18 protein-coding genes and 1 tRNA gene are annotated in these 21,602 nt (G+C 67.5%); all 19 read left to right on the top strand.

Annotation, left to right across the window (positions count from 1 at the left end; all coding sequences use genetic code 11):
- Positions 1-110: 110 nt before the first annotated feature.
- The 19 genes from AC1DDH_RS10475 (at position 111) to AC1DDH_RS10385 (ending at position 21,216) form a co-directional block, all read left to right on the top strand.
- On the top strand, positions 111-1,217 hold the full coding sequence (locus tag AC1DDH_RS10475; RefSeq protein WP_476849114.1) for a BMP family lipoprotein: 1,107 nt from the start codon (positions 111-113) through the stop codon (positions 1,215-1,217).
- 163 nt (positions 1,218-1,380) lie between these two features.
- The gene (locus AC1DDH_RS10470) at positions 1,381-3,072 is read left to right on the top strand and encodes an ABC transporter ATP-binding protein (RefSeq protein WP_476955389.1); all 1,692 of its coding nucleotides are present in this window, start codon (positions 1,381-1,383) and stop codon (positions 3,070-3,072) included.
- Entirely contained in the window at positions 3,065-4,465 is a 1,401-nt protein-coding gene (locus AC1DDH_RS10465) for an ABC transporter permease (RefSeq protein ID WP_476849112.1), read from the top strand. Before AC1DDH_RS10470 ends, AC1DDH_RS10465 begins: the two co-directional genes overlap by 8 nt.
- On the top strand, positions 4,462-5,778 hold the full coding sequence (locus AC1DDH_RS10460) for an ABC transporter permease (RefSeq protein WP_223914190.1): 1,317 nt from the start codon (positions 4,462-4,464) through the stop codon (positions 5,776-5,778). The genes AC1DDH_RS10465 and AC1DDH_RS10460 overlap by 4 nt, the downstream gene beginning before the upstream one ends.
- Before the next feature lie 2 nt (positions 5,779-5,780).
- The gene (locus AC1DDH_RS10455) at positions 5,781-6,185 is read left to right on the top strand and encodes a cytidine deaminase (RefSeq protein WP_230010838.1); all 405 of its coding nucleotides are present in this window, start codon (positions 5,781-5,783) and stop codon (positions 6,183-6,185) included.
- Positions 6,182-7,513 carry a thymidine phosphorylase gene (locus AC1DDH_RS10450; RefSeq protein WP_476856593.1) on the top strand — a complete coding sequence of 444 codons (1,332 nt, stop codon included), beginning with the start codon at positions 6,182-6,184 and terminating at the stop codon, positions 7,511-7,513. The genes AC1DDH_RS10455 and AC1DDH_RS10450 overlap by 4 nt, the downstream gene beginning before the upstream one ends.
- A gap of 178 nt (positions 7,514-7,691) precedes the next feature.
- On the top strand, positions 7,692-8,327 hold the full coding sequence (locus tag AC1DDH_RS10445; RefSeq protein WP_476871235.1) for a DedA family protein: 636 nt from the start codon (positions 7,692-7,694) through the stop codon (positions 8,325-8,327).
- 156 nt (positions 8,328-8,483) lie between these two features.
- Positions 8,484-9,218, top strand: a complete 735-nt coding sequence (locus tag AC1DDH_RS10440) for a DedA family protein (RefSeq protein WP_476871236.1) — start codon at positions 8,484-8,486, stop codon at positions 9,216-9,218.
- Between the two features lie 32 nt (positions 9,219-9,250).
- Entirely contained in the window at positions 9,251-10,417 is a 1,167-nt protein-coding gene (locus AC1DDH_RS10435) for an adenosine deaminase (protein WP_476955388.1), read from the top strand.
- Positions 10,418-10,538: 121 nt separating this feature from the next.
- The gene (locus AC1DDH_RS10430) at positions 10,539-11,168 is read left to right on the top strand and encodes a MazG nucleotide pyrophosphohydrolase domain-containing protein (protein ID WP_476955424.1); all 630 of its coding nucleotides are present in this window, start codon (positions 10,539-10,541) and stop codon (positions 11,166-11,168) included.
- Between the two features lie 190 nt (positions 11,169-11,358).
- The gene (eno, locus tag AC1DDH_RS10425; protein ID WP_018774732.1) at positions 11,359-12,639 is read left to right on the top strand and encodes a phosphopyruvate hydratase; all 1,281 of its coding nucleotides are present in this window, start codon (positions 11,359-11,361) and stop codon (positions 12,637-12,639) included.
- Positions 12,640-12,725: 86 nt separating this feature from the next.
- Positions 12,726-13,505, top strand: coding sequence for an FtsB family cell division protein (locus AC1DDH_RS10420; RefSeq protein WP_476955387.1), 780 nt, complete (start codon positions 12,726-12,728; stop codon positions 13,503-13,505).
- Positions 13,506-13,712: 207 nt separating this feature from the next.
- Positions 13,713-14,381, top strand: a complete 669-nt coding sequence (locus AC1DDH_RS10415; RefSeq protein ID WP_476955423.1) for a DUF501 domain-containing protein — start codon at positions 13,713-13,715, stop codon at positions 14,379-14,381.
- Entirely contained in the window at positions 14,378-15,337 is a 960-nt protein-coding gene (locus tag AC1DDH_RS10410) for a Ppx/GppA phosphatase family protein (protein ID WP_476887327.1), read from the top strand. Before AC1DDH_RS10415 ends, AC1DDH_RS10410 begins: the two co-directional genes overlap by 4 nt.
- A gap of 66 nt (positions 15,338-15,403) precedes the next feature.
- Positions 15,404-16,816 (top strand): S8 family serine peptidase, encoded by a 1,413-nt coding sequence (locus tag AC1DDH_RS10405; protein ID WP_476887326.1) that lies wholly within the window; start codon positions 15,404-15,406, stop codon positions 16,814-16,816.
- A gap of 38 nt (positions 16,817-16,854) precedes the next feature.
- Positions 16,855-18,372 (top strand): NAD(P)/FAD-dependent oxidoreductase, encoded by a 1,518-nt coding sequence (locus tag AC1DDH_RS10400; RefSeq protein ID WP_476955386.1) that lies wholly within the window; start codon positions 16,855-16,857, stop codon positions 18,370-18,372.
- Positions 18,373-18,497: 125 nt separating this feature from the next.
- Positions 18,498-19,442, top strand: a complete 945-nt coding sequence (locus tag AC1DDH_RS10395; protein WP_476947298.1) for an N-acetyltransferase — start codon at positions 18,498-18,500, stop codon at positions 19,440-19,442.
- A 32-nt stretch (positions 19,443-19,474) separates the two neighbouring features.
- Positions 19,475-19,548: transfer RNA gene (locus AC1DDH_RS10390), tRNA-Leu, on the top strand.
- Positions 19,549-19,866: 318 nt separating this feature from the next.
- Positions 19,867-21,216: an ABC transporter substrate-binding protein gene (locus tag AC1DDH_RS10385; RefSeq protein ID WP_476849104.1), complete on the top strand. Its 1,350-nt coding sequence runs from the start codon at positions 19,867-19,869 to the stop codon at positions 21,214-21,216.
- Positions 21,217-21,602 lie beyond the last annotated feature (386 nt).

Genomic DNA, 21,602 nt, shown 5'->3' with positions numbered 1-21,602 from the left:
CGGCGCAGTGCTGCGAAATCCATCAGTGACAACAGAGATCAGCGGAACACCGCAGACAGACACTCATTGAACTTCCGTCGTAGCGCCTACTCTTTCTTCCTGGAGGAAAATTGAAGAACTCTCTGCGTGCCACCTTTAAGCGCGGATCAATGGCCGGCGTTGCCACCGCGGGCGCGGCTGCACTCCTGCTGACCGGCTGCGGAGCTGCCCCGGAGGCCAGCACCGCCACCAACACCGCCAGCAACTACACGGGCTGCATCGTGTCCGACTCGGGTGGATTCGATGACCAGTCGTTCAACCAGTCGTCCTACGAGGGACTGCAGAAGGCCAAGAAGGATCTCGGCATCGAGATGAACCAGGCCGAGTCCAAGACCAACAACGACTTCGAACCGAACCTGCGCGCCATGGTCTCCGCCGGCTGCAACCTGACCATCACGGTCGGCTTCCTGCTCGGCGACGCCACCAAGTCCCAGGCCACCGCGAACCCGGACAAGCACTTCGCCATCATCGACTTCGGCTATGACACCCCGGTCGCCAACGTCAAGCCGATCATCTACGACACCGCCCAGGCAGCATTCCTGGCCGGCTACCTCGCAGCCGGCACCACCAAGACCGGGACGGTCGCCACGTTCGGCGGCATCAAGATCCCCACGGTCACCATCTTCATGGACGGTTTCGCCGACGGTGTGAAGTACTACAACGAGAAGAAGGGCAAGGACGTCAAGCTTCTCGGCTGGGACAAGGCCAAGCAGGACGGCTCCTTCACCGGTGACTTCGAAAAGCAGGACAAGGGCAAGCAGTTCACCCAGAACTTCCTGGACCAGGGCGCAGACATCGTCATGCCCGTCGCCGGTCCGGTCGGCAAGGGTGCCGGCGCGGCCCTGCAGGAAGCCAAGGCAGCAGGCAAGGACGTCAAGCTCATCTGGGTTGACTCCGACGGCTACCTCACGGCACCGGATTACAAGGACATCATGCTCTCCTCCGTCATGAAGCAGATGGGCGAGGCCGTCGAGACGGTCGTCAAGCAGGACAAGGACGGCCAGTTCACCAACAAGCCGTACGTTGGCACCCTCGCGAACGACGGCGTCCAGCTTGCCCCGTTCCACGACATGGATTCCCAGGTTCCGGCCGAACTGAAGTCCGACCTGGACCAGATCAAGAAGGACATCGCCGACGGCAAGCTGAAGGTTGAATCCGCAGCCAGCCCGAAAGCCTAACTTCCTCCGCTAAGCGCCACGGCCCGTCCGGTCACCACCGCACGGGCTGTGGCGCTTTTCGTTGCGGCCCTTAGTGCCTCAGATCCCAGGCACTAAGCTGGTGCTGCAGCGCCCCTACGCGTCCGGACCAAGCCGTCCGGACACCTCGAGATTGGTCAGAGTTTTGAAACTTGAACTCAAGGGCATTACCAAACGCTTCGGCTCCCTGGTAGCGAACGATCACATCGATGTGGTTGTTGAACCCGGGCAGATCCACTGTCTGCTCGGTGAGAACGGCGCTGGCAAGTCCACGCTGATGAACGTCCTCTACGGACTGTACGAGCCCACAGAGGGCGAAATCCTAATCGACGACAAACCGGTCACGTTCCGCGGCCCCGGCGACGCCATGGCGGCCGGCATCGGCATGGTGCACCAGCACTTCATGCTGGTCCCCGTCTTCACCGTCGCGGAGAACGTTGCCCTTGGAGCGGAGACCACCAAGACCGGCGGATTCCTGGACCTGGATGACACCCGCCGGAAAATCCGGGAGATCTCGGACCGGTACGGTTTCGACGTCGACCCCGACGCGCTGATCGAAGACCTCCCCGTGGGCGTGCAGCAGCGCGTGGAGATCATCAAGGCACTGGTCCGCGACGCCAAGGTGCTCATCCTCGATGAGCCCACGGCCGTGCTGACCCCGCAGGACACCGATGAACTGCTGGACATCATGCGCCAGCTCAAGAGCCACGGCACCTCGATTGTCTTCATTTCCCACAAGCTGCGTGAGGTGAAGGCCGTTTCGGACACCATCACCGTCATCCGGCGCGGCAAGGTAGTGGGCTCGGCCGATCCCGGCGCCTCGACCACCGAGCTGGCTTCCATGATGGTGGGCCGGGCCGTGAGCCTGACCCTGGACAAGGCTCCCGCGAATCCGCAGGAGACCACCTTCGAGGTCAAGGACCTCACGGTCATCGCCCCCAACGGCCAGCACGTGGTGGACGGGATCAGCTTCGGAATCGCCCGCGGCGAGATCCTCGCCGTCGCCGGCGTCCAGGGCAACGGCCAAACCGAGCTGACCGAAGCCATCCTCGGCCTGCACGAGCGGGTCCACGGCTCGATCACCCTCGACGGCGAAGAACTCGTGGGCCGCAGCGTCAAGGAGGTCCTCAACGCCGGCGTCGGGTACGTTCCGGAGGACCGTTCCCTCGATGGGCTGATCGGCACGTTTTCCATCGCCGAGAACCTGATCCTGGACCGCTACGACCAGGCGCCGTTCGCCAAGGGCATCAGCATGAGCCCGGCCAAGGTCCTGGAGAACGCCAAGACCCGGATCGCGGAATTCGACGTCCGCACCCCGTCCGGCTCGCTGGCAGCAGGCACCCTGTCCGGCGGCAACCAGCAGAAGGTCGTCATGGCCCGGGAGCTCTCCCGGCCGCTGCGGCTCTTCATCGCCTCCCAGCCCACCCGCGGCGTGGACGTGGGCTCCATCGAGTTCCTGCACAAGCGGATCGTCGCGGAGCGGGACCACGGCACGCCCGTCATGATCGTCTCCACCGAACTGGACGAGGTGATTGAACTCGCCGACCGGATCGCCGTGCTGTACAAGGGCCGGCTGGTCGGGATCGTCCCGGCCGGCACCGGTCGTGACGTCCTGGGCCTGATGATGGCCGGCGTTTCCCCGGACGAGGCCCAGACCGACGCAGCAGGCAGGCACTCGGCCCGATCCCTTTCTGAAAACCCGGCCGCGAACGCAGCAGAAACCCCGGCCGGCACCCCGGCCGAAAACCCCGCAACGAAGCCGGCCATGAACCCGGCCCCCGCCGCCCCGTCCGTGCAGGAGCCCGGCTCCGGCGCCGTAGGAGACCCCCATGAGTGAGAACACCGAGCCGCGGTCCGCGGCCGCACCGGACCCGGACCGGCTTCCGGCATCGCAGGCCACCGACGTGGAGCCTGAACCGCTCGAGGACGATGCAGACTTCGTCACCTCGCTGGACACCGCGGGCGGCGCCCACCAGCCATCGGCCGTTCCGGTCTCGACCCAGAGCGGAGCTCTTCCGGGTGCCCCGGAAGAGGAGTCGCTGCTGCGCAAGATCTTCACCGGCAACGGCATCGTGACCATCCTGGCGGTGCTGCTCGCACTGATCCTCGGCGGCCTGCTCATCGCCATGACGGACAAGGTGGTCGGCACCACGGCGGGCTATCTCTTTGCCCGGCCCAGTGACTTCCTCATCGCCGTCTGGTCCGCCGCCACCGATTCGTACGTCGCGCTCTTCCAGGGCGCGGTCTTCAACCCCCGCGGTAACGGCGTGGCCGGACAGTTCGCCCCCCTCATGGAGACGCTGACCATCGCCACCCCGCTGATCACCGCCGGCCTCGGCGTCGCCCTGGCCTTCCGCGCGGGCCTGTTCAACATCGGTGCGCAGGGCCAGATCATCATGGCCGGCATCCTCGCTTCATGGGTCGGCTTCGCGCTGCACCTGCCGCTGGGGATACACCTGCTGCTGGTCCTGGTGGCCGGCGTCATCGGCGGCGCCGTCTGGGGCGGCATCGTCGGCGTGCTCAAAGCCCGGACCGGCGCCCACGAGGTCATCGTGACCATCATGTTCAACTACATCGCACTCTATTTCCTGCGCTACCTGCTCGACACGGACTTGTTCCAGCGTCCGGGGGCGGACACACCGATATCGCCCATCGTGGACCCCAGCGCCGCGTACCCGCTGATCTTCGGCAGCCAGTACCGGCTGCACCTGGGATTCCTGCTGGCCATCGCGGCCACCGTGTTTGTTTCGTGGCTGCTGAACCGCTCCACGCTCGGTTTCGAATTCCGTGCCGTCGGGGCCAACCCCAAGGCAGCCCTGACCGCCGGCATCAACGTCTCCCGGGCCACCATCCTGGTGATGACCATTGCCGGTGGCCTGGCCGGCCTGGCCGGCGTGGCACAGGTGGCGGGCACCGAAAAGGTCCTGACCGACGGTGTCGCGGCAACCTACGGCTTTGACGCGATTACGGTCGCGCTGCTGGGTCGGTCCTCGCCATGGGGCACCTTCGCCGCCGGCCTGCTGTTCGGGGCCTTCCGCGCAGGCGCTGTCCAGATGCAGATCCAGACCGGAACTCCGATTGACATCGTGCTCGTGGTCCAGTCACTCATCGTCCTGTTCATCGCGGCGCCGCCGCTGGTCCGGGCGATCTTCGGACTCAACCCGCGCAAGAAGAAGGCCGCGACCGCCGGCAAAACCAAGCAGGCCGCAACCACCGGAGGTGCCGCATGAGCACAACAGCAACCTCGCCCGTTGAAGGAAAACCCCAGCCGGAGAAGAACCACAGGCCGACGGTGTCCGCCAAGCCCGTGACTTGGAAGTTGCCGGTCACGCTTGCGGTGCTGGCCACCGTAGCGTTCATCTTCTTCGGACTGCTGGGCCCGCAGGCGAACGCCAAGTTCGGCGTTTCATCCAGCGGAGACTTCTTCCAGCTCCCGGCGATCGAAGTACCCGCATTCCTGTCCGGCATGGTGCTCTCCCTGATCCTGCTGGGCCTCGCGGGCTACGCCCTGGTCCTGAAGGCGAGAGCGAACCGGCGGCCCCCGCGCTGGGTGCCGGCCGTGTTCACCGTCGTGTTCGTGGTCGCCTTCCTGATCTGGGTGGTGGGCGGCGCCCGGACCCCCAGTATTTCGCTGGCCGGCCTCATCGCCGGATCCGTGACCCTCGCCGTGCCGATCGTCTTCGGCTCCCTGTCCGGTGTGCTGTGCGAACGCGCCGGCGTCGTTAACATCGCCATCGAAGGCCAGCTCCTGGGCGGTGCCTTCACGGCCGCGCTCGTCGCCAGCCTGACGCACAACCCCTACCTGGGCCTGCTTGCGGCGGCCGTGGCGGGCGCCCTTGTGTCGGTGGTGCTGGCAGTGTTCAGCATCAAGTACGTGGTCAACCAGATCATCGTCGGCGTCGTGCTCAACGTCCTGGTCTCCGGTCTCACCGGCTTCCTGTTCACCACCGTGATGCAGTCCGATCCGGAGAAGTACAACTCGCCCGCCGAGCTGCCCATCATCGATATCCCGGTCCTGTCCAGCATCCCCGTGATCGGGCCCATCCTCTTCAAGCAGTCCGTGGTGGGCTACCTGATGTACGTGGCAGTCATCGTGATCTGGGTCGCACTGTTCAAGACGAAGTGGGGCCTGCGCGTCCGCGCCGTGGGCGAGCACCCGCAGGCGGCCGACACCCTGGGCATCAAGGTCAACGCGACCCGCTTCTGGAACGTCACGCTCGGCGGCGCCGTCGCCGGGATCGGCGGATCGTTCTTCACCCTCGTGGCGATCGACAGCTTCACCAAGGAAATCTCCGGCGGGCGCGGCTTCATTGCCCTCGCCGCCATGATCCTGGGCCGCTGGAACCCGATCGGGGCGTTCTTCGCCGCGCTGCTGTTCGGCTTCGCCGACAACCTGCAGAGCATCGTGACGATCATCGGCACCCCGGTGCCGAGCCAGTTCATGGCCATGCTGCCGTACGTGGTGACCGTGTTTGCCGTGGCCGGGCTCGTCGGCCGCTCCCGGCCGCCGGCCGCTGACGGCATACCGTACATCAAGGGCTGAGAATGGACAGCATCGACGTCGACTGGGCTGCACTCGAAGCTGCGGCAGTGTCCGCCATGAAGAACGCCTATGCGCCGTATTCGAAGTTTCCGGTGGGGGCCGCGGCCCTCACCGGAGACGGGCGGATCGTCAGCGGCTGCAATGTCGAAAACGCCAGCTACGGGCTGACCCTGTGCGCCGAGTGCGCCCTGGTGGGCAACCTGCAGATGACCGGCGGGGGACGGCTGCGCGCCTTCTACTGCGTCGACGCCGGCGGGAATGTCCTCATGCCGTGCGGGCGCTGCCGCCAGCTGCTCTACGAATTCCGGGCTCCGGACATGGAGCTCATGACCACGCAGGGAATCAAGACCATGGACCAGGTCCTTCCCGATGCCTTTGGCCCCCAACACCTGGAGGAACCCCGGTGACACAAACGACTCAGAACCCCAACAACAGTGAAGCGTTCGACGCCGTCGACATCATCCGCATCAAGCGGGACAAGGGTGTGCTCAGCCCGGCCCAGATCGACTGGACAATCGACGCGTACACCCGCGGCGCCATCGCCGACGAACAGATGGCCGCCCTGAACATGGCCATCCTGCTCAACGGCATGGACCGGGCCGAGATCTCCCGCTGGACGGCGGCCATGATCGCCTCCGGCGAGCGGATGGACTTCTCCAGCCTGCGGCGGCCCGACGGCGGCGTGAAGGCGACGTCGGACAAGCACTCCACCGGCGGCGTCGGGGACAAGATCACCCTGCCGCTGGCTCCGCTTGTAGCGGTGTTTGGCGTGGCAGTGCCGCAGCTCTCGGGCCGCGGCCTCGGCCACACCGGCGGCACCCTGGACAAGCTCGAGGCCATCCCGGGCTGGCGTGCGGCCCTGAGCAATGAGGAAATGATGGCCCAGCTCCAGGACGTCGGCGCGGTCATTTGCGCGGCCGGCGCCGGGCTGGCCCCGGCGGACAAGAAGCTCTACGCGCTCCGCGATGTCACCGGGACCGTGGAGGCCATCCCGCTGATCGCCTCCTCGATCATGAGCAAGAAGATCGCCGAAGGCACCGGCTCGCTGGTGCTCGACGTCAAGGTGGGCAGCGGCGCGTTCATGAAGGACGAGGCCCGCGCCCGCGAACTGGCCGAAACCATGGTGGCCCTGGGCAAGGACGCCGGCGTCAACACGGTGGCCCTGCTCACCAACATGAACACGCCGCTGGGCCTGACCGCGGGCAACGCGATCGAGGTCGAGGAATCCGTGGAGGTCCTCGCCGGCGGAGGCCCGGACGACGTCGTCGAACTCACCGTCCGGCTCGCGGAGGAAATGCTGGCGTGCGCCGGCATCCGCGACGCCGATCCCCGGGCAGCACTCCGGGACGGCCGGGCCATGGACGTCTGGAACCGGATGATCGAGGCCCAGGGCGGAGACCCGCGCGCCAAGCTCCCGGTCGCCAAGGAATCCGAGGTCATCTACGCCCCGGCCGACGGTGTCCTGGTGGAGCTCGACGCGATGGCCGTCGGCGTCGCTGCCTGGCGGCTCGGTGCCGGGCGCGCCCGCAAGGAGGACCAGGTCCAGGCCGGTGCCGGGGTGCGGATGCACGCCAAGCCCGGCGCCACGGTCAAGGCAGGCGAACCGCTCATGACCCTGCTCACGGACACACCGGAGAAGTTCGAGCGTGCCAAGGAAGCGCTCGAACACGCCGCCGTGATCGCCCCCGAGGGCTCCCGGCCCGCCCAGAAGCTCATCATCGACCGCATCGCCTAAGCCCGTTGCCCTATCCCTTACGGTGCCCAAACCCTGGGGATAACAGCCGTACGGGAGAGGGCAGCGGCGGCCGGAGCCGGCGTTACACTGACTCCACAGCAGTACCCGTCAAGCGCAGGCCCGGCTCCGGCCGAGCCTGCGCTTGGATAGATCTGGCCCCGCCGCGCGTTAGGAAGCTGTGCAGGCAATCAATGACTTCATCCTCGCCGCCGCAGGGCAACCCTGGGTCCTCGTCCTGGTTTTCGCCTGCTGCGTGATCGACGGGTTCTTCCCCCCGATTCCGAGCGAATCGGTGGTGGTGGGCCTGGCTGCAGTCGCCGCCACTGCGGGCGTCCCCAACCCTCTGCTCCTGGTCGCAACGGCTGCCGCAGGGGCCCTGGTGGGCGACAACATGGCTTACCTGATCGGCCGCGGGACCGGAACCCGGCGCTGGGCGTGGCAGCGCGGCCCGCGCATGCAGGCGGCCTTCCGCTGGGCCGGCCGGGAACTGCGGAAACGGCCCGCCTCACTGATCCTTGTGGCCCGCTTCGTCCCGATCGGGCGGGTGGCCGTTAACCTGACGGCCGGCGCCACTCACTACCCGTGGCGCAGATTCGTCAGCCTGACAGTGCTCTCGGCGCTGCTCTGGGCCGGCTACTCGGTGGGGATCGGCCTGACTGTTGGTCCGTGGTTTGAGGAAAACCACGTGCTGGGCGCGGCTATTGCCATCGTCTGCGCGATCGTCCTGGGCGTCGTCCTGGACCGTGTGATCAGCAGGGTGCGCGGCCGCGCACCGGAGGAACCGACGCATTCCGTGCCGCCCGCCGAGTCCTAGGCGGATTGGGCCCGCCCATGGGACACTTAGGAGCGATTTGGGTCACGTTTGTTGGCCGCACGTCGTGCAAAGTTTCGTCCATGGTTCTACCCACTGTCATCGCGAGTACGATACGGCTTAGTTGTCCGTTCCCAGTCATCAAGGAGCACCACCTGCATGGAGTTCATTAACGAGGCCGTGCTCCATGCCGCTGGCCAGTGGTGGATCTACCCCCTCCTGCTGGTTTTCTTTTTCGTGGACGGCTTCGCGATGGTGGTCCCCAGCGAGACCCTGATCGTTGCCCTGGCGGCGTACTCCGTGCACAGCGGCCAGCCCAACCTGTGGATCCTGGGCCTCACCGCCCTCGTGGGAGCCATGGCCGGCGACAACATGGCCTACATGCTGGGCCGCAAGATTGGCCTCGAGCGGTTCCGCTGGATGCGCAAACCGAAGGTCCAAAAGGTGTTCGGCTGGGCCCACTACGAACTTGAAAAGCGCGGCGCCGTCCTGATCTTCACCGCCCGGTACATTCCGTGGGGCCGTGTCGCCGTCAACTACGTGGCAGGCACGACGGCGTTTCCGCACCGCCGGTTCTTCTTCCTGGACGGCTTCGCCTGCCTGACGTGGGTCGCCTACTCAATCGGCATCGGCGTCCTGGCCAGTTCCTTCCCTTGGCTGCACCACAACCCGTTGCTCAGCGCGGGCATCGCGGTGGTATTCGCCATTGTGCTCGGTGTCCTCATCGACCATCTCCTGCGCTGGTGGCACAAGCGCCTGGGCCGCCACGACACCAGTCCGGTCCCGTCCGAGACCGAATACGCCACCGAACCCGCCTCCGGTGAGCGTGCTTCCGAGCTGCACGGCACGATGCTGGCCGGTCCGTCCGCTGAGTCCGGAGCGTCCGGAAAGTAGCTTCCGGCGCCCGGCGACCCTATGGTTGGAACGTGACTGAGACTATTCCTGACGCTGCCCCTGACCTCGACTTCGACCTGAAGGGCCTTCCCAAGGTTTCCCTTCACGACCACCTGGACGGCGGACTCCGGCCGGCCACCATCATTGAACTTGCTGAGGCCGTCGGCCACACGCTGCCGTCCACGGACCCCGTTGCACTGGGGGAGTGGTTCCGCGAATCCGCCGACTCCGGCTCCCTGGTCCGCTACCTGGAGACCTTCGACCACACCATCGCCGTGATGCAGACCAAGGAGGGCCTGTTCCGCGTCGCGAAGGAATTCGTCGAAGACCTGGCCGACGACGGCGTCGTGTACGGCGAGGTGCGCTGGGCGCCCGAACAGCACCTGCAGAAGGGCCTGAGCCTGGACGACGTGGTCGAAGCCGTGCAGGCCGGCCTCGAAGCTGGAGTGGACACCGTGGCAGAGACCGGCCGCGATATCCAGGTGGGCCAGCTCATCACCGCCATGCGCCACGCCGACCGCGGCCAGGAGATCGCCGAACTGGCCGTCCGCCACCGCAACAACGGCGCCGTCGGCTTCGACATCGCCGGCGCCGAGGACGGCTTCCTGCCGTCCCGCTTCAAGGACGCCTTCACCTACCTGGCCCAGCACAACTTCCCGGCCACCGTCCACGCCGGCGAAGCCGCCGGCCTGGAAAGCATCCAGTCGGCCCTCGTCGACGGCAGGGCCCTGCGCCTGGGCCACGGCGTCCGGATCGCCGAGGACGTCACGATCGAATTCGAAGAGGACGAAGAGGCCGCCGGCGCCGAAGGCTTCGACGACTCCGTCAACGACACCATCGGCATGGTGACCCTGGGCGAGCTCGCCAGCTGGGTGCGGGACCGTGGCATCGCCCTGGAGATCTGCCCCTCCTCCAACCTGCAGACCGGCGCCATTGCCGGCTTCGGTGAGGGCATCGAAAGCCACCCGCTGGACATGCTCTACCAGCTCGGCTTCAACGTCACCATCAACACCGACAACCGGCTCATGAGCGGCGTGACGCTGACCGACGAGTTCGAACTCCTGGTTGAGACGTTCGACTACGACCTCGATGACCTGCTGGAGCTGACGCTGAACGCGGCCGAGGCCGCTTTCCTGCCGCTCGAGGAGAAGGAAGCCCTGGTCGAATACATCAACGAGGCCTACTCCGATCTTGGCTAACGAGGACACATCACCCGTCCAGGGGCTCGCTGGGCCCACAGCGGCAGGGGTCCCCGGCCGAGCTTGCGAGGTCGGGGAGCTGCTGGGGCTGATAGCGGCCCTGCGCGAGCATTGCCCCTGGATGGGTGCCCTCACCCACGAGTCCCTCGTGGAGTACCTCCTGGAGGAGGCCTATGAAGTGGCCGAGACCATCGAGACCGGCGCCGGCGACGCGGAACTGCAGTCTGAACTGGGGGACGTCCTGTTGCAGGTGGTGCTCCACGCCCGGCTCGCCGAGGAACGCGGCGCCTTTGACCTGGGCGATGTCGCCCGGGGCCTGAGGGCCAAGATGATCCGGCGCAACCCGCACGTGTTCCGGCCCGACGGCTCGCTGCAGGATTCCTTCCCGGCAACGGTGGAGGAGATCGTCCTGAAATGGGACGCCGTCAAGAAGGCCGAGAGGCCCGAACGCGGCCACGTCTTCGACGGGGTTCCCGCCGCGCTGCCGGCCCTCGCGCGGGCCCAAAAGCTCCTGGACCGCGCCGAACGCGCGGGCATGGCAGCGGCCGCCGGCCAAACCGCCGCCGGAACCGCCGTCGAAACCGCCGGCCAAACCGCCGTCGACCTCCCGGCCGCCGAGGAGGAACTCGGCGACCTGCTGTTCGGGATCGTGGCCGCTGCCCGGGACGGCGGGCTCGACGCCGAACGCGCCCTCCGCGGCGCCCTGCGCCGGTTCCAGGACAGCGCCGGCCCCAGGCCCTCGGCACAATAGTGCTGGCAGACTTAGAGTCGGCACGGTAGCGGCACCATCATGACGTCCGGGGTTTGGATAGGTTTCCGTAACTTATCCCGCTCTCGACTACGCTAGTAGCGACGACGACGTCGGCTTTTCCGCTTGATGTTCAGCCAGAGTCCAAGCAGTCAGATTCCCTGCAGATCGCTTCACCCAAAGGAGCATATCCATGGCGCTTATCGATGCCATCCACGCCCGCGAAATCCTCGATTCCCGTGGCAACCCGACCGTAGAAGTTGAAGTCCTGCTCTCGGACGGCCAGATCGGCCGCGCAGCAGTTCCCTCCGGCGCTTCCACCGGCGAGCACGAGGCCGTTGAACTTCGCGACGGCGACAAGGGCCGCTACCTCGGCAAGGGCGTCCAGAAGGCCGTCGACGCGGTCATCGACCAGATCGCCCCGGCCCTGACCGGCTTCGACGCGACCGACCAGCGCAGCATCGACCAGGCCATGATCGACCTGGACGGCACCCCCAACAAGGGCAAGCTCGGCGCCAACGCCATCCTGGGAGTGTCCCTGGCCGTGGCCAACGCCGCCGCCGCCTCCGCTGACCTGCCGCTGTACAAGTACCTGGGCGGGCCCAACGCGCACGTCCTGCCCGTGCCCCTGATGAACATCCTCAACGGCGGCTCGCACGCCGACTCCGACGTGGACATCCAGGAATTCATGATCGTCCCGATCGGCGCCGAGACCTTCTCCGAAGGCCTGCGCTGGGGCGTCGAGGTCTACCACAACCTCAAGTCCGTCCTGCAGGCCAAGGGCCTGTCCACCGGCCTGGGTGACGAGGGCGGCTTCGCGCCGAACCTGCCGTCCAACCGTGCCGCCCTGGACCTGATCCAGGAAGCCATCAAGAACGCCGGCTACACCCCGGGCAAGGACATCGCCCTGGCCCTGGACGTCGCCTCCTCCGAGTTCTTCAAGGACGGCGCGTACCAGTTCGAGGGCAAGGCACTTTCCGCCACCGAGATGAGCGCCTACTACGCCGAGCTCGTGGCCGACTACCCGCTCGTGTCCATCGAGGACCCGCTGGATGAGAACGACTGGGAAGGCTGGAAGACCCTCACCGACACCATCGGCGACAAGGTCCAGCTCGTGGGCGATGACCTCTTCGTCACGAACCCGGCCATCCTGCAGCGCGGCATTGACACCAAGACCGCGAACTCGCTGCTCGTCAAGGTCAACCAGATCGGTTCCCTGACCGAGACCCTGGACGCCGTTTCCCTGGCCCAGCGTGCCGGCTACACCACCATCACCTCACACCGCTCGGGCGAAACCGAGGACACCACCATTGCTGACATCTCCGTTGCCACCAACGCGGGACAGATCAAGACCGGTGCCCCGGCACGCTCCGAGCGCGTGGCCAAGTACAACCAGCTGCTGCGCATCGAAGAGGAACTCGACGACGCCGCACGGTACGCCGGCCGCAGCGCGTTCCCGCGTTTCAAGGGCTAGTTAGCCGCGAAAACCGGTAACCGGTGGCTATGGTTGAAAGACCATGGCCACCGGTTCTTTTTTTGGTCCGTTTTTGAAGGAGTGACATGGCAACCCGACGCCCCAATGTTCCCCGGGCTACGCCTGCCGCCAAGGCTGCTGCTGCCAAGCCTGCGGCCACGGGTCTGGGGGCAGCAGCCGACGGCGGCGAGGTGATCCAGGCGGACTTTGGCGGCGCCCGCAGCGGCGCGGCGGCGCCGGCCGGCGCTGCGCCTGCCCCGCCACGGGTGTCAGCTCACACAGGCAAGCCGGCCCCGGGCAGCACCGGCGCCGGATCTGCGGCCAAAGCCCGTCCCGCAACAGCCCCGGCAGGAGCACCGGCAAAGCCCGAGACCCGCCCGGCGGCCGGGAAGGCCGGCGCCAAGGCCGGCGGCAAGTCCGGCGGCAAGACTCAGAACCGGACCGCCGCAGGGGGTCCGGACGAATCCCTGGACCCCGTGCCCGCCAAGGCGTTCTCGGGCCGGCTGCTGGCCCTGGGCGTCGTCATGATTGCCATCACCATCCTGCTGGCCCCCACGGTCAAGATTTTCCTGGACAAACGCGCCGAAATCGCGGCGCTGCAGGCCGATATTGCGGCCAAGCAGACGAAGCAGGAGGACCTCAAACGCCAGGTGTCGCGGTGGCAGGATCCCAACTATGTGAAACAGCAGGCCCGCGACCGCATTAACATGGTTATGCCCGGAGAGACGGGCTACTGGGTATTCGGCAGCGATCTTCCTGCCGCGCAGTCCGGTGGCGCGGCGGGTGGAGCATCAGCACAAGACCCGGCCAACCTGCCCTGGGTGGACGCCCTCTGGGAGTCCATCAGGCGATCGGCAACAGACTAGAAGCGGCGCCCGCCGCCGGGATTGTCCCGCGGACAATCCGGAACAGGGCAGGAAGGTGCCACTCCCGTGGACGAGAACCGAGTGGACCAGAACCGAGCAGCCGAGAACAACGACGGGGCCAAGGCCCCGGCACCACGGCACAGGGCAGACGCCCCGGAGGGCTCCCGCCAGCCGTCGCCGCACGATCTCGAGGTCCTCAGCCGCCAGTTGGGCCGGCCCGTGCGCGACGTCGTCGAAATCCCGGCACGCTGCGTCTGCGGAAACCCGCTCGTTGCCGCCACTTCGCCGCGGCTCAGCAACGGTACGCCGTTCCCCACCACGTTTTACCTCACCCACCCGGTGATCACGTCGGCGGTATCGCGGCTGGAGGCCGCCGGGCTGATGAACGAAATGAACGACCGGCTCGCTGCCGACGCCGGCCTCGCGGCCCGGTACCGGTCCGCCCACGAGGCATATCTGGCCTCCCGTGCCGAGATCGGCGCGCGCTCCGGCATCGGGGCCGTTCCCGAAATTGACGGCGTCTCCGCCGGCGGAATGCCGACCCGCGTCAAATGCCTGCACGTCCTCGTGGGGCATTCGCTGGCGGCCGGCCCGGGCGTGAACCCGCTGGGCGATGAATCGATCGCGGCCATCGCCGAATGGTGGACCGTGGAGCGCTGTTACTGCGAAGGCGCCTGGGACACCGGCGGGGAGGCCCCGTCCCGGGACCTCAGCCGCCATGGCCCCCAAGGCCTGCCGGAGATCGTGGGCCGGCCCGCACCGGTCCGCAAGTCCCGCGTCGACGCCGCCGCCGCCGGCGCCGGCGCCGCTGACGCGGCCGCCGCCGCCGGTGCTGCTGAGACGGCCGGTACCACCGGCACGGGGGAGTCCAAGTGACCCGGGTCGCGGCCGTAGACTGCGGCACCAACTCCATCCGCCTGCTGATCGCAGATGTGAGCGCAGGCGGCGCAACAGGGCCGGCCACGCCGCGGCTGACCGACATCGTGCGGGAAATGCGCGTGGTCCGGCTGGGCCAGGGCGTGGACTCCACAGGTGAACTGGCCCAGGAAGCGCTTGAGCGCACCTTCGCCGCGACCCGGGACTACGCTGCCCTCATCCGCGAGCACGGCGCCGAAAAAGTGCGCTTCGTGGCCACCTCCGCCACCCGCGATGCCCGCAACCGCCAGGTTTTCGTCGACGGCATCCGCGACATCCTCGGCGTCGAACCCGAGGTGATCACCGGCGACGAGGAAGCCGCGCTGTCCTTCGCCGGCGCCAGCAGTGTCCTGCCCTCCCGCGGGCAGGACCCCGTGCTGGTGGTGGACCTCGGCGGCGGCAGCACGGAGTTCGTGCTGGGCAACGCCGACGGCGTCATCGCGGCCCGCTCGGTCGACGTCGGCTGCGTCCGGATGACCGAACGGCACCTGCGCAGCGATCCGCCCACAGCGGATCAGATCGCAGCGGCAGAGGCCGACGTCGACGCCGCCATCAGCGAGGCGGCACAAACCGTTCCGCTGGAACGCGCCACCGCCGTCGTCGGCGTGGCCGGCTCCGTCACCACCATCACGGCGCACGCGCTGCGCCTGCCGGAGTACTCACCGGCCGCGATCCACGGCACCGAACTGGACCTGGACGCGGTCCGGAAAGCCTGCACCGAGCTGCTCGAAATGACCCGGGAGGAGCGGGCCGCGCTGCCTTACATGCACCCCGGGCGGGTGGACGTGATCGGCGCCGGTGGACTGGTCTGGCGGCGGGTCCTGCAGCGCCTGGCCGAGGTCACCGGCGGGCGCATCACCACGGCCGTGAGCAGCGAACACGATATTCTTGACGGAATTGCCCTCAGCATCCGATGATCCCGCCCCAGCAGCCGTGCCCCAGCGCGCGCCCGTGCCGCTGGTGCATCCGCCGATAGGACCTGAATGACCAGAGCAACAGCCCGGCGCCGCCGGACCGCCTCCGCGTTGATGGCCTTGGCCCTCGCCGGCGGAGCGTCCACGGCGGCGCTGACCCTGGCCGCACCCGCCCACGCCGACTCCTGGCGGGACAAGGAATACTGGCTCGCCGAGTCCGGCATCATCAAAGCCTGGGACGTTTCCAAGGGAGCCGGGGTCAAGGTCGCCGTGATTGACAGCGGCGTGGACGGCCGGCATCCGGATTTGGGCGGCGTGCTCGCTGGCGGCGCGGACATTTCCGGCGCCGGCAAGGCCAACGGCCAGGAGAGTATCGGCGCCAAACCCGAACACGGCACGCTCGTGGCCACCATGCTGGCCGGACGGGGGCACCAAGCGCCCGAAGCGACCGCCAAACCGAGCGCCAGCGCAACTGGCCCTGCCGCCGGCCCGGCCGCTGGACCTGACGGGGTTGTCGGCGTCGCCCCGGAAGCGCAGCTGCTGTCCGTCTCCACCTGGCTCGGTTCCGCCAACCCGGGCGGCAAGAGCGACCAGGACCAGATCCCGGAGGCAGTGCGCTGGGCCGTGGACAACGGCGCCCGCGTCATCAACATCTCCCTCGGCAGCACGTCGCCGGAATGGCCGCAGAGCTGGGACGCGGCATTCCTCTACGCCGAACAGAAGGACGTCGTGATCGTCGCCGCCGCGGGCAACCGGGTGGGCGGCAACGTCCAGGTCGGCGCCCCGGCCACCATCCCCGGCGTCCTGACGGTTGCAGGCCTGGACCGCACGGGCGCGGCCAGCATCGACTCCTCCTCCCAAGGCATCAGCATCGGCGTCGCAGCTCCCGCCGAGGACCTGGTTGGCGGCCTGCCCGGCGGCGGCTACGCCGACTGGGCCGGCACCTCCGGAGCCACGCCCATCGTGTCCGGCGTCGCGGCCCTGATTCGCTCCAAATGGCCCGAAATGTCCGCCAGCCAGGTCATCAACCGGATCGTCACCACGGCCAAGGACGCCGGGGCGCCAGGGAAGGATCCGCTCTACGGCTTCGGCGTGCTGAACGCCGAGGCCGCACTCAAGGCCGATGTCCCGGAAACCAAAGTCAATCCGCTGGGGTCCATTTCGGACTGGATCCGGGTCCACCGGCGCGGAAACCTCGCCACGACTGCCTCTGCCGCGGAGCCCGCGCCCTCCAGCGCTGCCCCCACCCTGCCCGAAGCGACCGTGCCCGTCGCGGAGAAGCCGTCCCAGCTGGACAGTGCCGTGCCGGCCGCGGTGGTCCTGGGCTTCGGAGCCCTGCTCGTGGGAATCGTTGTGGCCGCCGCGTTCCAGCTGCGGGCCGCCATGCGCACGCCGCCGAAGGACGGCCCGGACGGGCCGGGCGGGACCGGCAAGGCCGAACCCGAGGCCGTCAATCCGGTGGACTCCAGCAAGCCGTCATAGTTAGTGAAGGTTTTCACAAACTACTGTATTCTTGAGATATGGCATCCTCCCTTCAGCTCCAGGACCGTCCCCGGGTACTCGTCGTCGGCGGCGGGTACGTCGGCCTGTATGTAGCCCTCAAACTTCAGAAAAAGATCGCGAATGCCGGTGGCATCGTCACCCTCGTGGATCCGCTGCCCTATATGACCTACCAGCCCTTCCTGCCGGAAGTTGCCGGCGGCAACATCGAGGCGCGCCACGCAGTCGTCTCGCACCGCCAGCACCTGAAGCAGACGGAACTCATCCAGGGCCGCGTCACCTCGATCGACCACGCCAACCGCACGGCAGTGGTCGCACCCTCCGACGGTGGACACACCTTCGAGATTCCGTACTTCGACGTCGTGCTTGCCGCCGGCGCCATCACCCGCACGTTCCCGATCAAGGGCCTCGCGGACAAGGGCATCGGCCTGAAGACCATCGAAGAGGCCGTCGCCCTGCGCAACAAGGTTCTCGAGCGGATCGAGACCGGTTCCCTCATGACGGACCCCGTTGAGCGCGCCCGCGCCCTGACGTTCGTCGTCGTCGGCGGCGGCTTCGCCGGCATCGAGTGCATCACCGAAATGGAAGACCTGGCCCGCGCCGCGGTCAAGAACAACCCGCGCATCAAGCAGGAGGAAGTCCGCTTCGTCCTGGTCGAGGCGATGGGCCGCATCATGCCCGAGGTCACGGCATCGCAGGCCGAATGGGTCGTCGAGCACCTCCGCAGCCGCGGCATCGAGGTCCTGCTGAACACCTCCCTCGACAACGCCGAGGGTTCCCTGAAGCTCATCAACCTCCCGGACAAGAGCCCGGCCCAGGAATTCGAGACCGACACCCTGGTCTGGACTGCCGGTGTGCAGGCCAACCCGATGGTCCGCTCCACCGACTTCCCGCTCGAGCCGCGCGGCCGCGTCCGCGTCCTGGCCGATCTGCGCATCGCAGGCGACGAGGGCATCATCGAGAACGCCTGGGCCGCCGGCGACGTCGCTGCCGTCCCCGACCTCACGGGCAGCGGCCTGCCGGACGGCACGTGCGTGCCGAACGCGCAGCACGCGCTGCGCCAGGCCAAGCGCCTCGCCAAGAACCTGTGGGCCTCCCGCTGGGACAAGCCGCTCAAGGATTACAAGCACAAGAACCTGGGCGCCGTCGCTGGCTTCGGCGAATGGAAGGGCGTGGCGAACATCAACCTGCTTGGCCGCATCGGCCTCAAGGGCCCGCTGGCCTGGCTGGCACACCGTGGCTACCACGGCATGGCCATCCCCACCGTGGAGCGCAAGATCCGCGTGATCTCCGGCTGGATCTGGGCCTTCTTCCTGGGCCGCGACACCACGCAGCTGATGGATCTGGACAACCCGCGCGGCGCCTTCGTGGCCGCAGCGACGCCGGCCCCGAAGCCTGCCGCTGCTCCCGTTGCCGGCACGCCTGCGGATGCTGCCAAGAACGACGCCGCGAAGAGTGGCACTGCCAAGAACGACACTGCCAAGAACGACACTGCCAAGAACGACACCAAGGAAGCTGTTCCGGCCGACTCCAAGTAGCCTGATCCGAGCCTTCGACGGCGGCTGTTCCCCCCAGGGGGAGCGGCCGCCGTTTTCGTGGCGGGCAGCCGCCCCAGGACGCCGGGAGCGGGCAGGAGCGCGGGACCCCCGCCTAGACTGGCTCCATGACAGCTGAAAAGGACCTGCACGCCCTCCTGGCCACCATGCACCCCGAACTGCGCGAGGGCGAATACGTCTACGCCCTGTGGCCGCACGGCAAGCCCCTGGCCGGGGCCATTGCGGCCGCCGTCCGTGAGGCGGAAGGGCTGACCGTCGTGCTGCCGCGGAACGAAGCGGACAGCCTGGGGCTCTCCTACGACTTCGTCGCGGCCTGGATCACGCTCCAGGTGCACTCTTCGCTTGAGGCGATCGGCCTCACGGCAGCCGTCAGCGCGGCCCTGACCGAGGCGAAGATCAGCTGCAACGTCCTTGCCGGCTTCCACCATGACCATCTGCTGGTGCCGGTGGCGGACACCGAACGGGCGCTGGAGGTACTGCACGAGCTCGTCGCGGCCAACGGGGTGCACAAACCGGCACCGGAACTCGTGCTGCGCAGCGAGGAACCGGCGGACCGTCCAGCCATCCTCGCCCTCACCGCCGCCGCGTTTGCCATCTCGCCCGCCACCGGAGAGCACGTCGACGGCGAACCCGAGGAAGTGAAGCTGCTGGCGCGGTTGTTCGAGTGCCAGGAATACCTGCCGGCGTTCAGCATCGTGGCCGAACTCGACGGTGAAATCGTGGGGCATGTGATCAGCACCCGCGGGTGGGTGGACGGTCTGGAGCTGCTCGGCCTCGGGCCGATCGGGGTGGTGCCGCGGCTGCAGCGCCACGGCATCGGCACCGCGCTCATGAACGAGACCGTGGCGCGGGCCAACACCGCGGGGGAGCGGGGGATAGCCCTGCTGGGCAGCCCCGAGTACTACTCCCGCTTCGGCTTTGTTCCGTCCACCTCGCTCGGGGTGGCGCCGCCGGAGGCAGGCTGGGCCGCGCACTTCCAGTTGCTGCCGCTCGCCGTCTGGCCCGGCGGCGTGAGCGGCACCTTCCGCTACGCGGGGCCATTCGCGGGCTGATCCGCCCGGCGACGGGATACCATTGACCGGGCGCCCCAGTAGCCCAATTGGCAGAGGCAGCGGACTTAAAATCCGCGTGTTGTGGGTTCGAGTCCCACCTGGGGCACTGAGCTGCGCGCCGCCCTGCGGCGCCCGACAGCCGGGTGGCCCTGACCCCCGGCGTTCCCAGGCCCCTCGCACGGGCTTGTCCCACGCACGTGCTTGCCCTCGGGGTCGCCTGACCCGGGCAGCCGTTCCGGGCCGTCGCCCCCGACAAAACAGCCGCCGCAAACCGTCCAGATTTCCTCTATGCAACGAGTGTTATAAGGATGTGACCGTAGTCACTTATTTTCACGTCGAAATTGCACTAGCTTGAAGTGGAATCAGGAACACCTGATCTTTCGCGTCAAAGGCCGTTCGCACCTTTAGATCGAGGAGCTTGTACATGACTTCACTCCCCCGGGTTGCGCCCCGCGTCGCTAAGCTCACCGTGCTTAGCCTCGGCGTCGCCCTTTTGGCTACGGCTTGTGGCGGTTCACCCGCCCCGAGTTCGTCGGGATCCAGCTCAGCCGCGGCCGCGGGAATCGCGTGCCCGGCACCCAGCGCCACCGGTGGCGGTACCAGCGCCGCCGGCGAAACGGGCACTGTGCCCGCCTCGGCCACCACCACCCCCACGCCCCTGAAGATCGGCTCGCTCCTGCCGACGACGGGTTCGCTGGCCTTCCTCGGCCCGCCCGAAATTGCAGGTGTCAACCTCGGCATCAAGGAGGTCAACGATGCCGGCGGCGTCCTGGGCAAGCCGGTAGAGGTCATCCACCGTGACTCCGGCGACACCAAGACCGACATCGCCACCCAGTCCACCACGGCACTGCTCGGACAGGGCGTCAGCGCAATCGTCGGCGCCGCCTCCTCGGGTGTCTCCAAGACCGTGATCAACCAGATCACCGGTGCCGGCGTCGTCCAGTTCTCCCCGGCCAACACCTCCCCGGACTTCACGGCGTGGGATGACAAGGGCCTCTACTGGCGCACCGCGCCCTCGGACGTGCTCCAGGGCAAGGTCCTCGGCAACTACATGGCCACCTGTGGCGCCCAGACGGTCGGCATGATCGTCCTGAACGACGCCTACGGAACCGGCCTTGCTAAGAACGTCCAGGCAGCTTTCGAGGCGGCCGGCGGCAAGGTTGTTGCCCAGGAGCTGTTCAATGAAGGCGATTCCCAGTTCAGCAGCCAGGTGGACAAGGTTCTGGCCGCCAAGCCGGATGCCATTGCCCTGATCACCTTCGACCAGGCCAAGAGCATCGTTCCGCTGATGACGGGCAAGGGCGTCAAGCCGACCCAGATCTTCATGGTGGACGGCAACATGTCCGATTACAGCAAGGACTTCCAGGCAGGAACCCTGAAGGGCGCCCAGGGCACCATCCCGGGCACCTTCGCCAAGGAGGACTTCAAGAAGAAGCTCCTGGCGATTGACCCGGCGCTGAAGGACTACAGCTACTCCGGCGAGTCCTACGACGCAGTGAACCTGATCGCACTGGCGGCTGAGGAAGCCAAGAGCACCAAGGGCACCGACATCGCGGCGCACCTGAAGGACGTCTCTGAGGGTGGGGAGAAGTGCAACACCTTCCCGAGCTGCGTCACCCTGCTTCGCAACGGTAAGGACATCGACTACGACGGCCAGTCCGGCCCCGTAACGTTCTCCGACGCCGGCGACCCGACGGAAGCCTACATCGGCATCTACGAGTACCAGGATGACAACACCTACAAGCCGGTCAAGGAAGAATTCGGCAAGCTGTAAGCCGCTTCCCCTCGACTAACAAAAGACCCCCGTCCAGTCCGGACGGGGGTCTTTTGCGTGCGGGGGAGCGGGGGCGGAGCGTCAGGACCGCGGAACCGGACGCGGTTGCGGAACCGGATTTGCGCTGCGGATTCGGACAGGGGCGGCGCGGATCCGAGGTGCGCCGGTCCGGAGCCGGTGCGGAAACAGGACATGAGGACGCCAGGAGGGGCCGGCGTCGTGGTGTCGACATCCGAGGTGCCTTGGCAGCCACGAGGTGCGGGGAGGGCTGCCGTGGCCGTGCGGCGGCTGCGGAACCGGATTCGCGCTGCGGGTTCGGACGAGGGCGGCGCGGATCCGAGGTGCGCCGGTCCGAAACCGCCGCGAAAACGTGGCTCAAACGAAGG

The organism is Arthrobacter sp. 10T425 (assembly GCF_056393985.1).
Note: the sequence above shows the minus strand (reverse complement) of the source record. Positions and strands in the feature narration are given on the sequence as shown.

Coding starts and splice junctions, on each gene's coding strand:
- AC1DDH_RS10465 (WP_476849112.1), top strand. CDS start 3,065: ATGAGTGAGAACACCGAGCCGCGGTCCGCGGCCGCACCGGACCCGGAC.
- eno (WP_018774732.1), top strand. CDS start 11,359: ATGGCGCTTATCGATGCCATCCACGCCCGCGAAATCCTCGATTCCCGT.
- AC1DDH_RS10420 (WP_476955387.1), top strand. CDS start 12,726: ATGGCAACCCGACGCCCCAATGTTCCCCGGGCTACGCCTGCCGCCAAG.
- AC1DDH_RS10440 (WP_476871236.1), top strand. CDS start 8,484: ATGGAGTTCATTAACGAGGCCGTGCTCCATGCCGCTGGCCAGTGGTGG.
- AC1DDH_RS10460 (WP_223914190.1), top strand. CDS start 4,462: ATGAGCACAACAGCAACCTCGCCCGTTGAAGGAAAACCCCAGCCGGAG.
- AC1DDH_RS10430 (WP_476955424.1), top strand. CDS start 10,539: ATGGGTGCCCTCACCCACGAGTCCCTCGTGGAGTACCTCCTGGAGGAG.
- AC1DDH_RS10400 (WP_476955386.1), top strand. CDS start 16,855: ATGGCATCCTCCCTTCAGCTCCAGGACCGTCCCCGGGTACTCGTCGTC.
- AC1DDH_RS10385 (WP_476849104.1), top strand. CDS start 19,867: ATGACTTCACTCCCCCGGGTTGCGCCCCGCGTCGCTAAGCTCACCGTG.
- AC1DDH_RS10405 (WP_476887326.1), top strand. CDS start 15,404: ATGACCAGAGCAACAGCCCGGCGCCGCCGGACCGCCTCCGCGTTGATG.
- AC1DDH_RS10455 (WP_230010838.1), top strand. CDS start 5,781: ATGGACAGCATCGACGTCGACTGGGCTGCACTCGAAGCTGCGGCAGTG.
- AC1DDH_RS10395 (WP_476947298.1), top strand. CDS start 18,498: ATGACAGCTGAAAAGGACCTGCACGCCCTCCTGGCCACCATGCACCCC.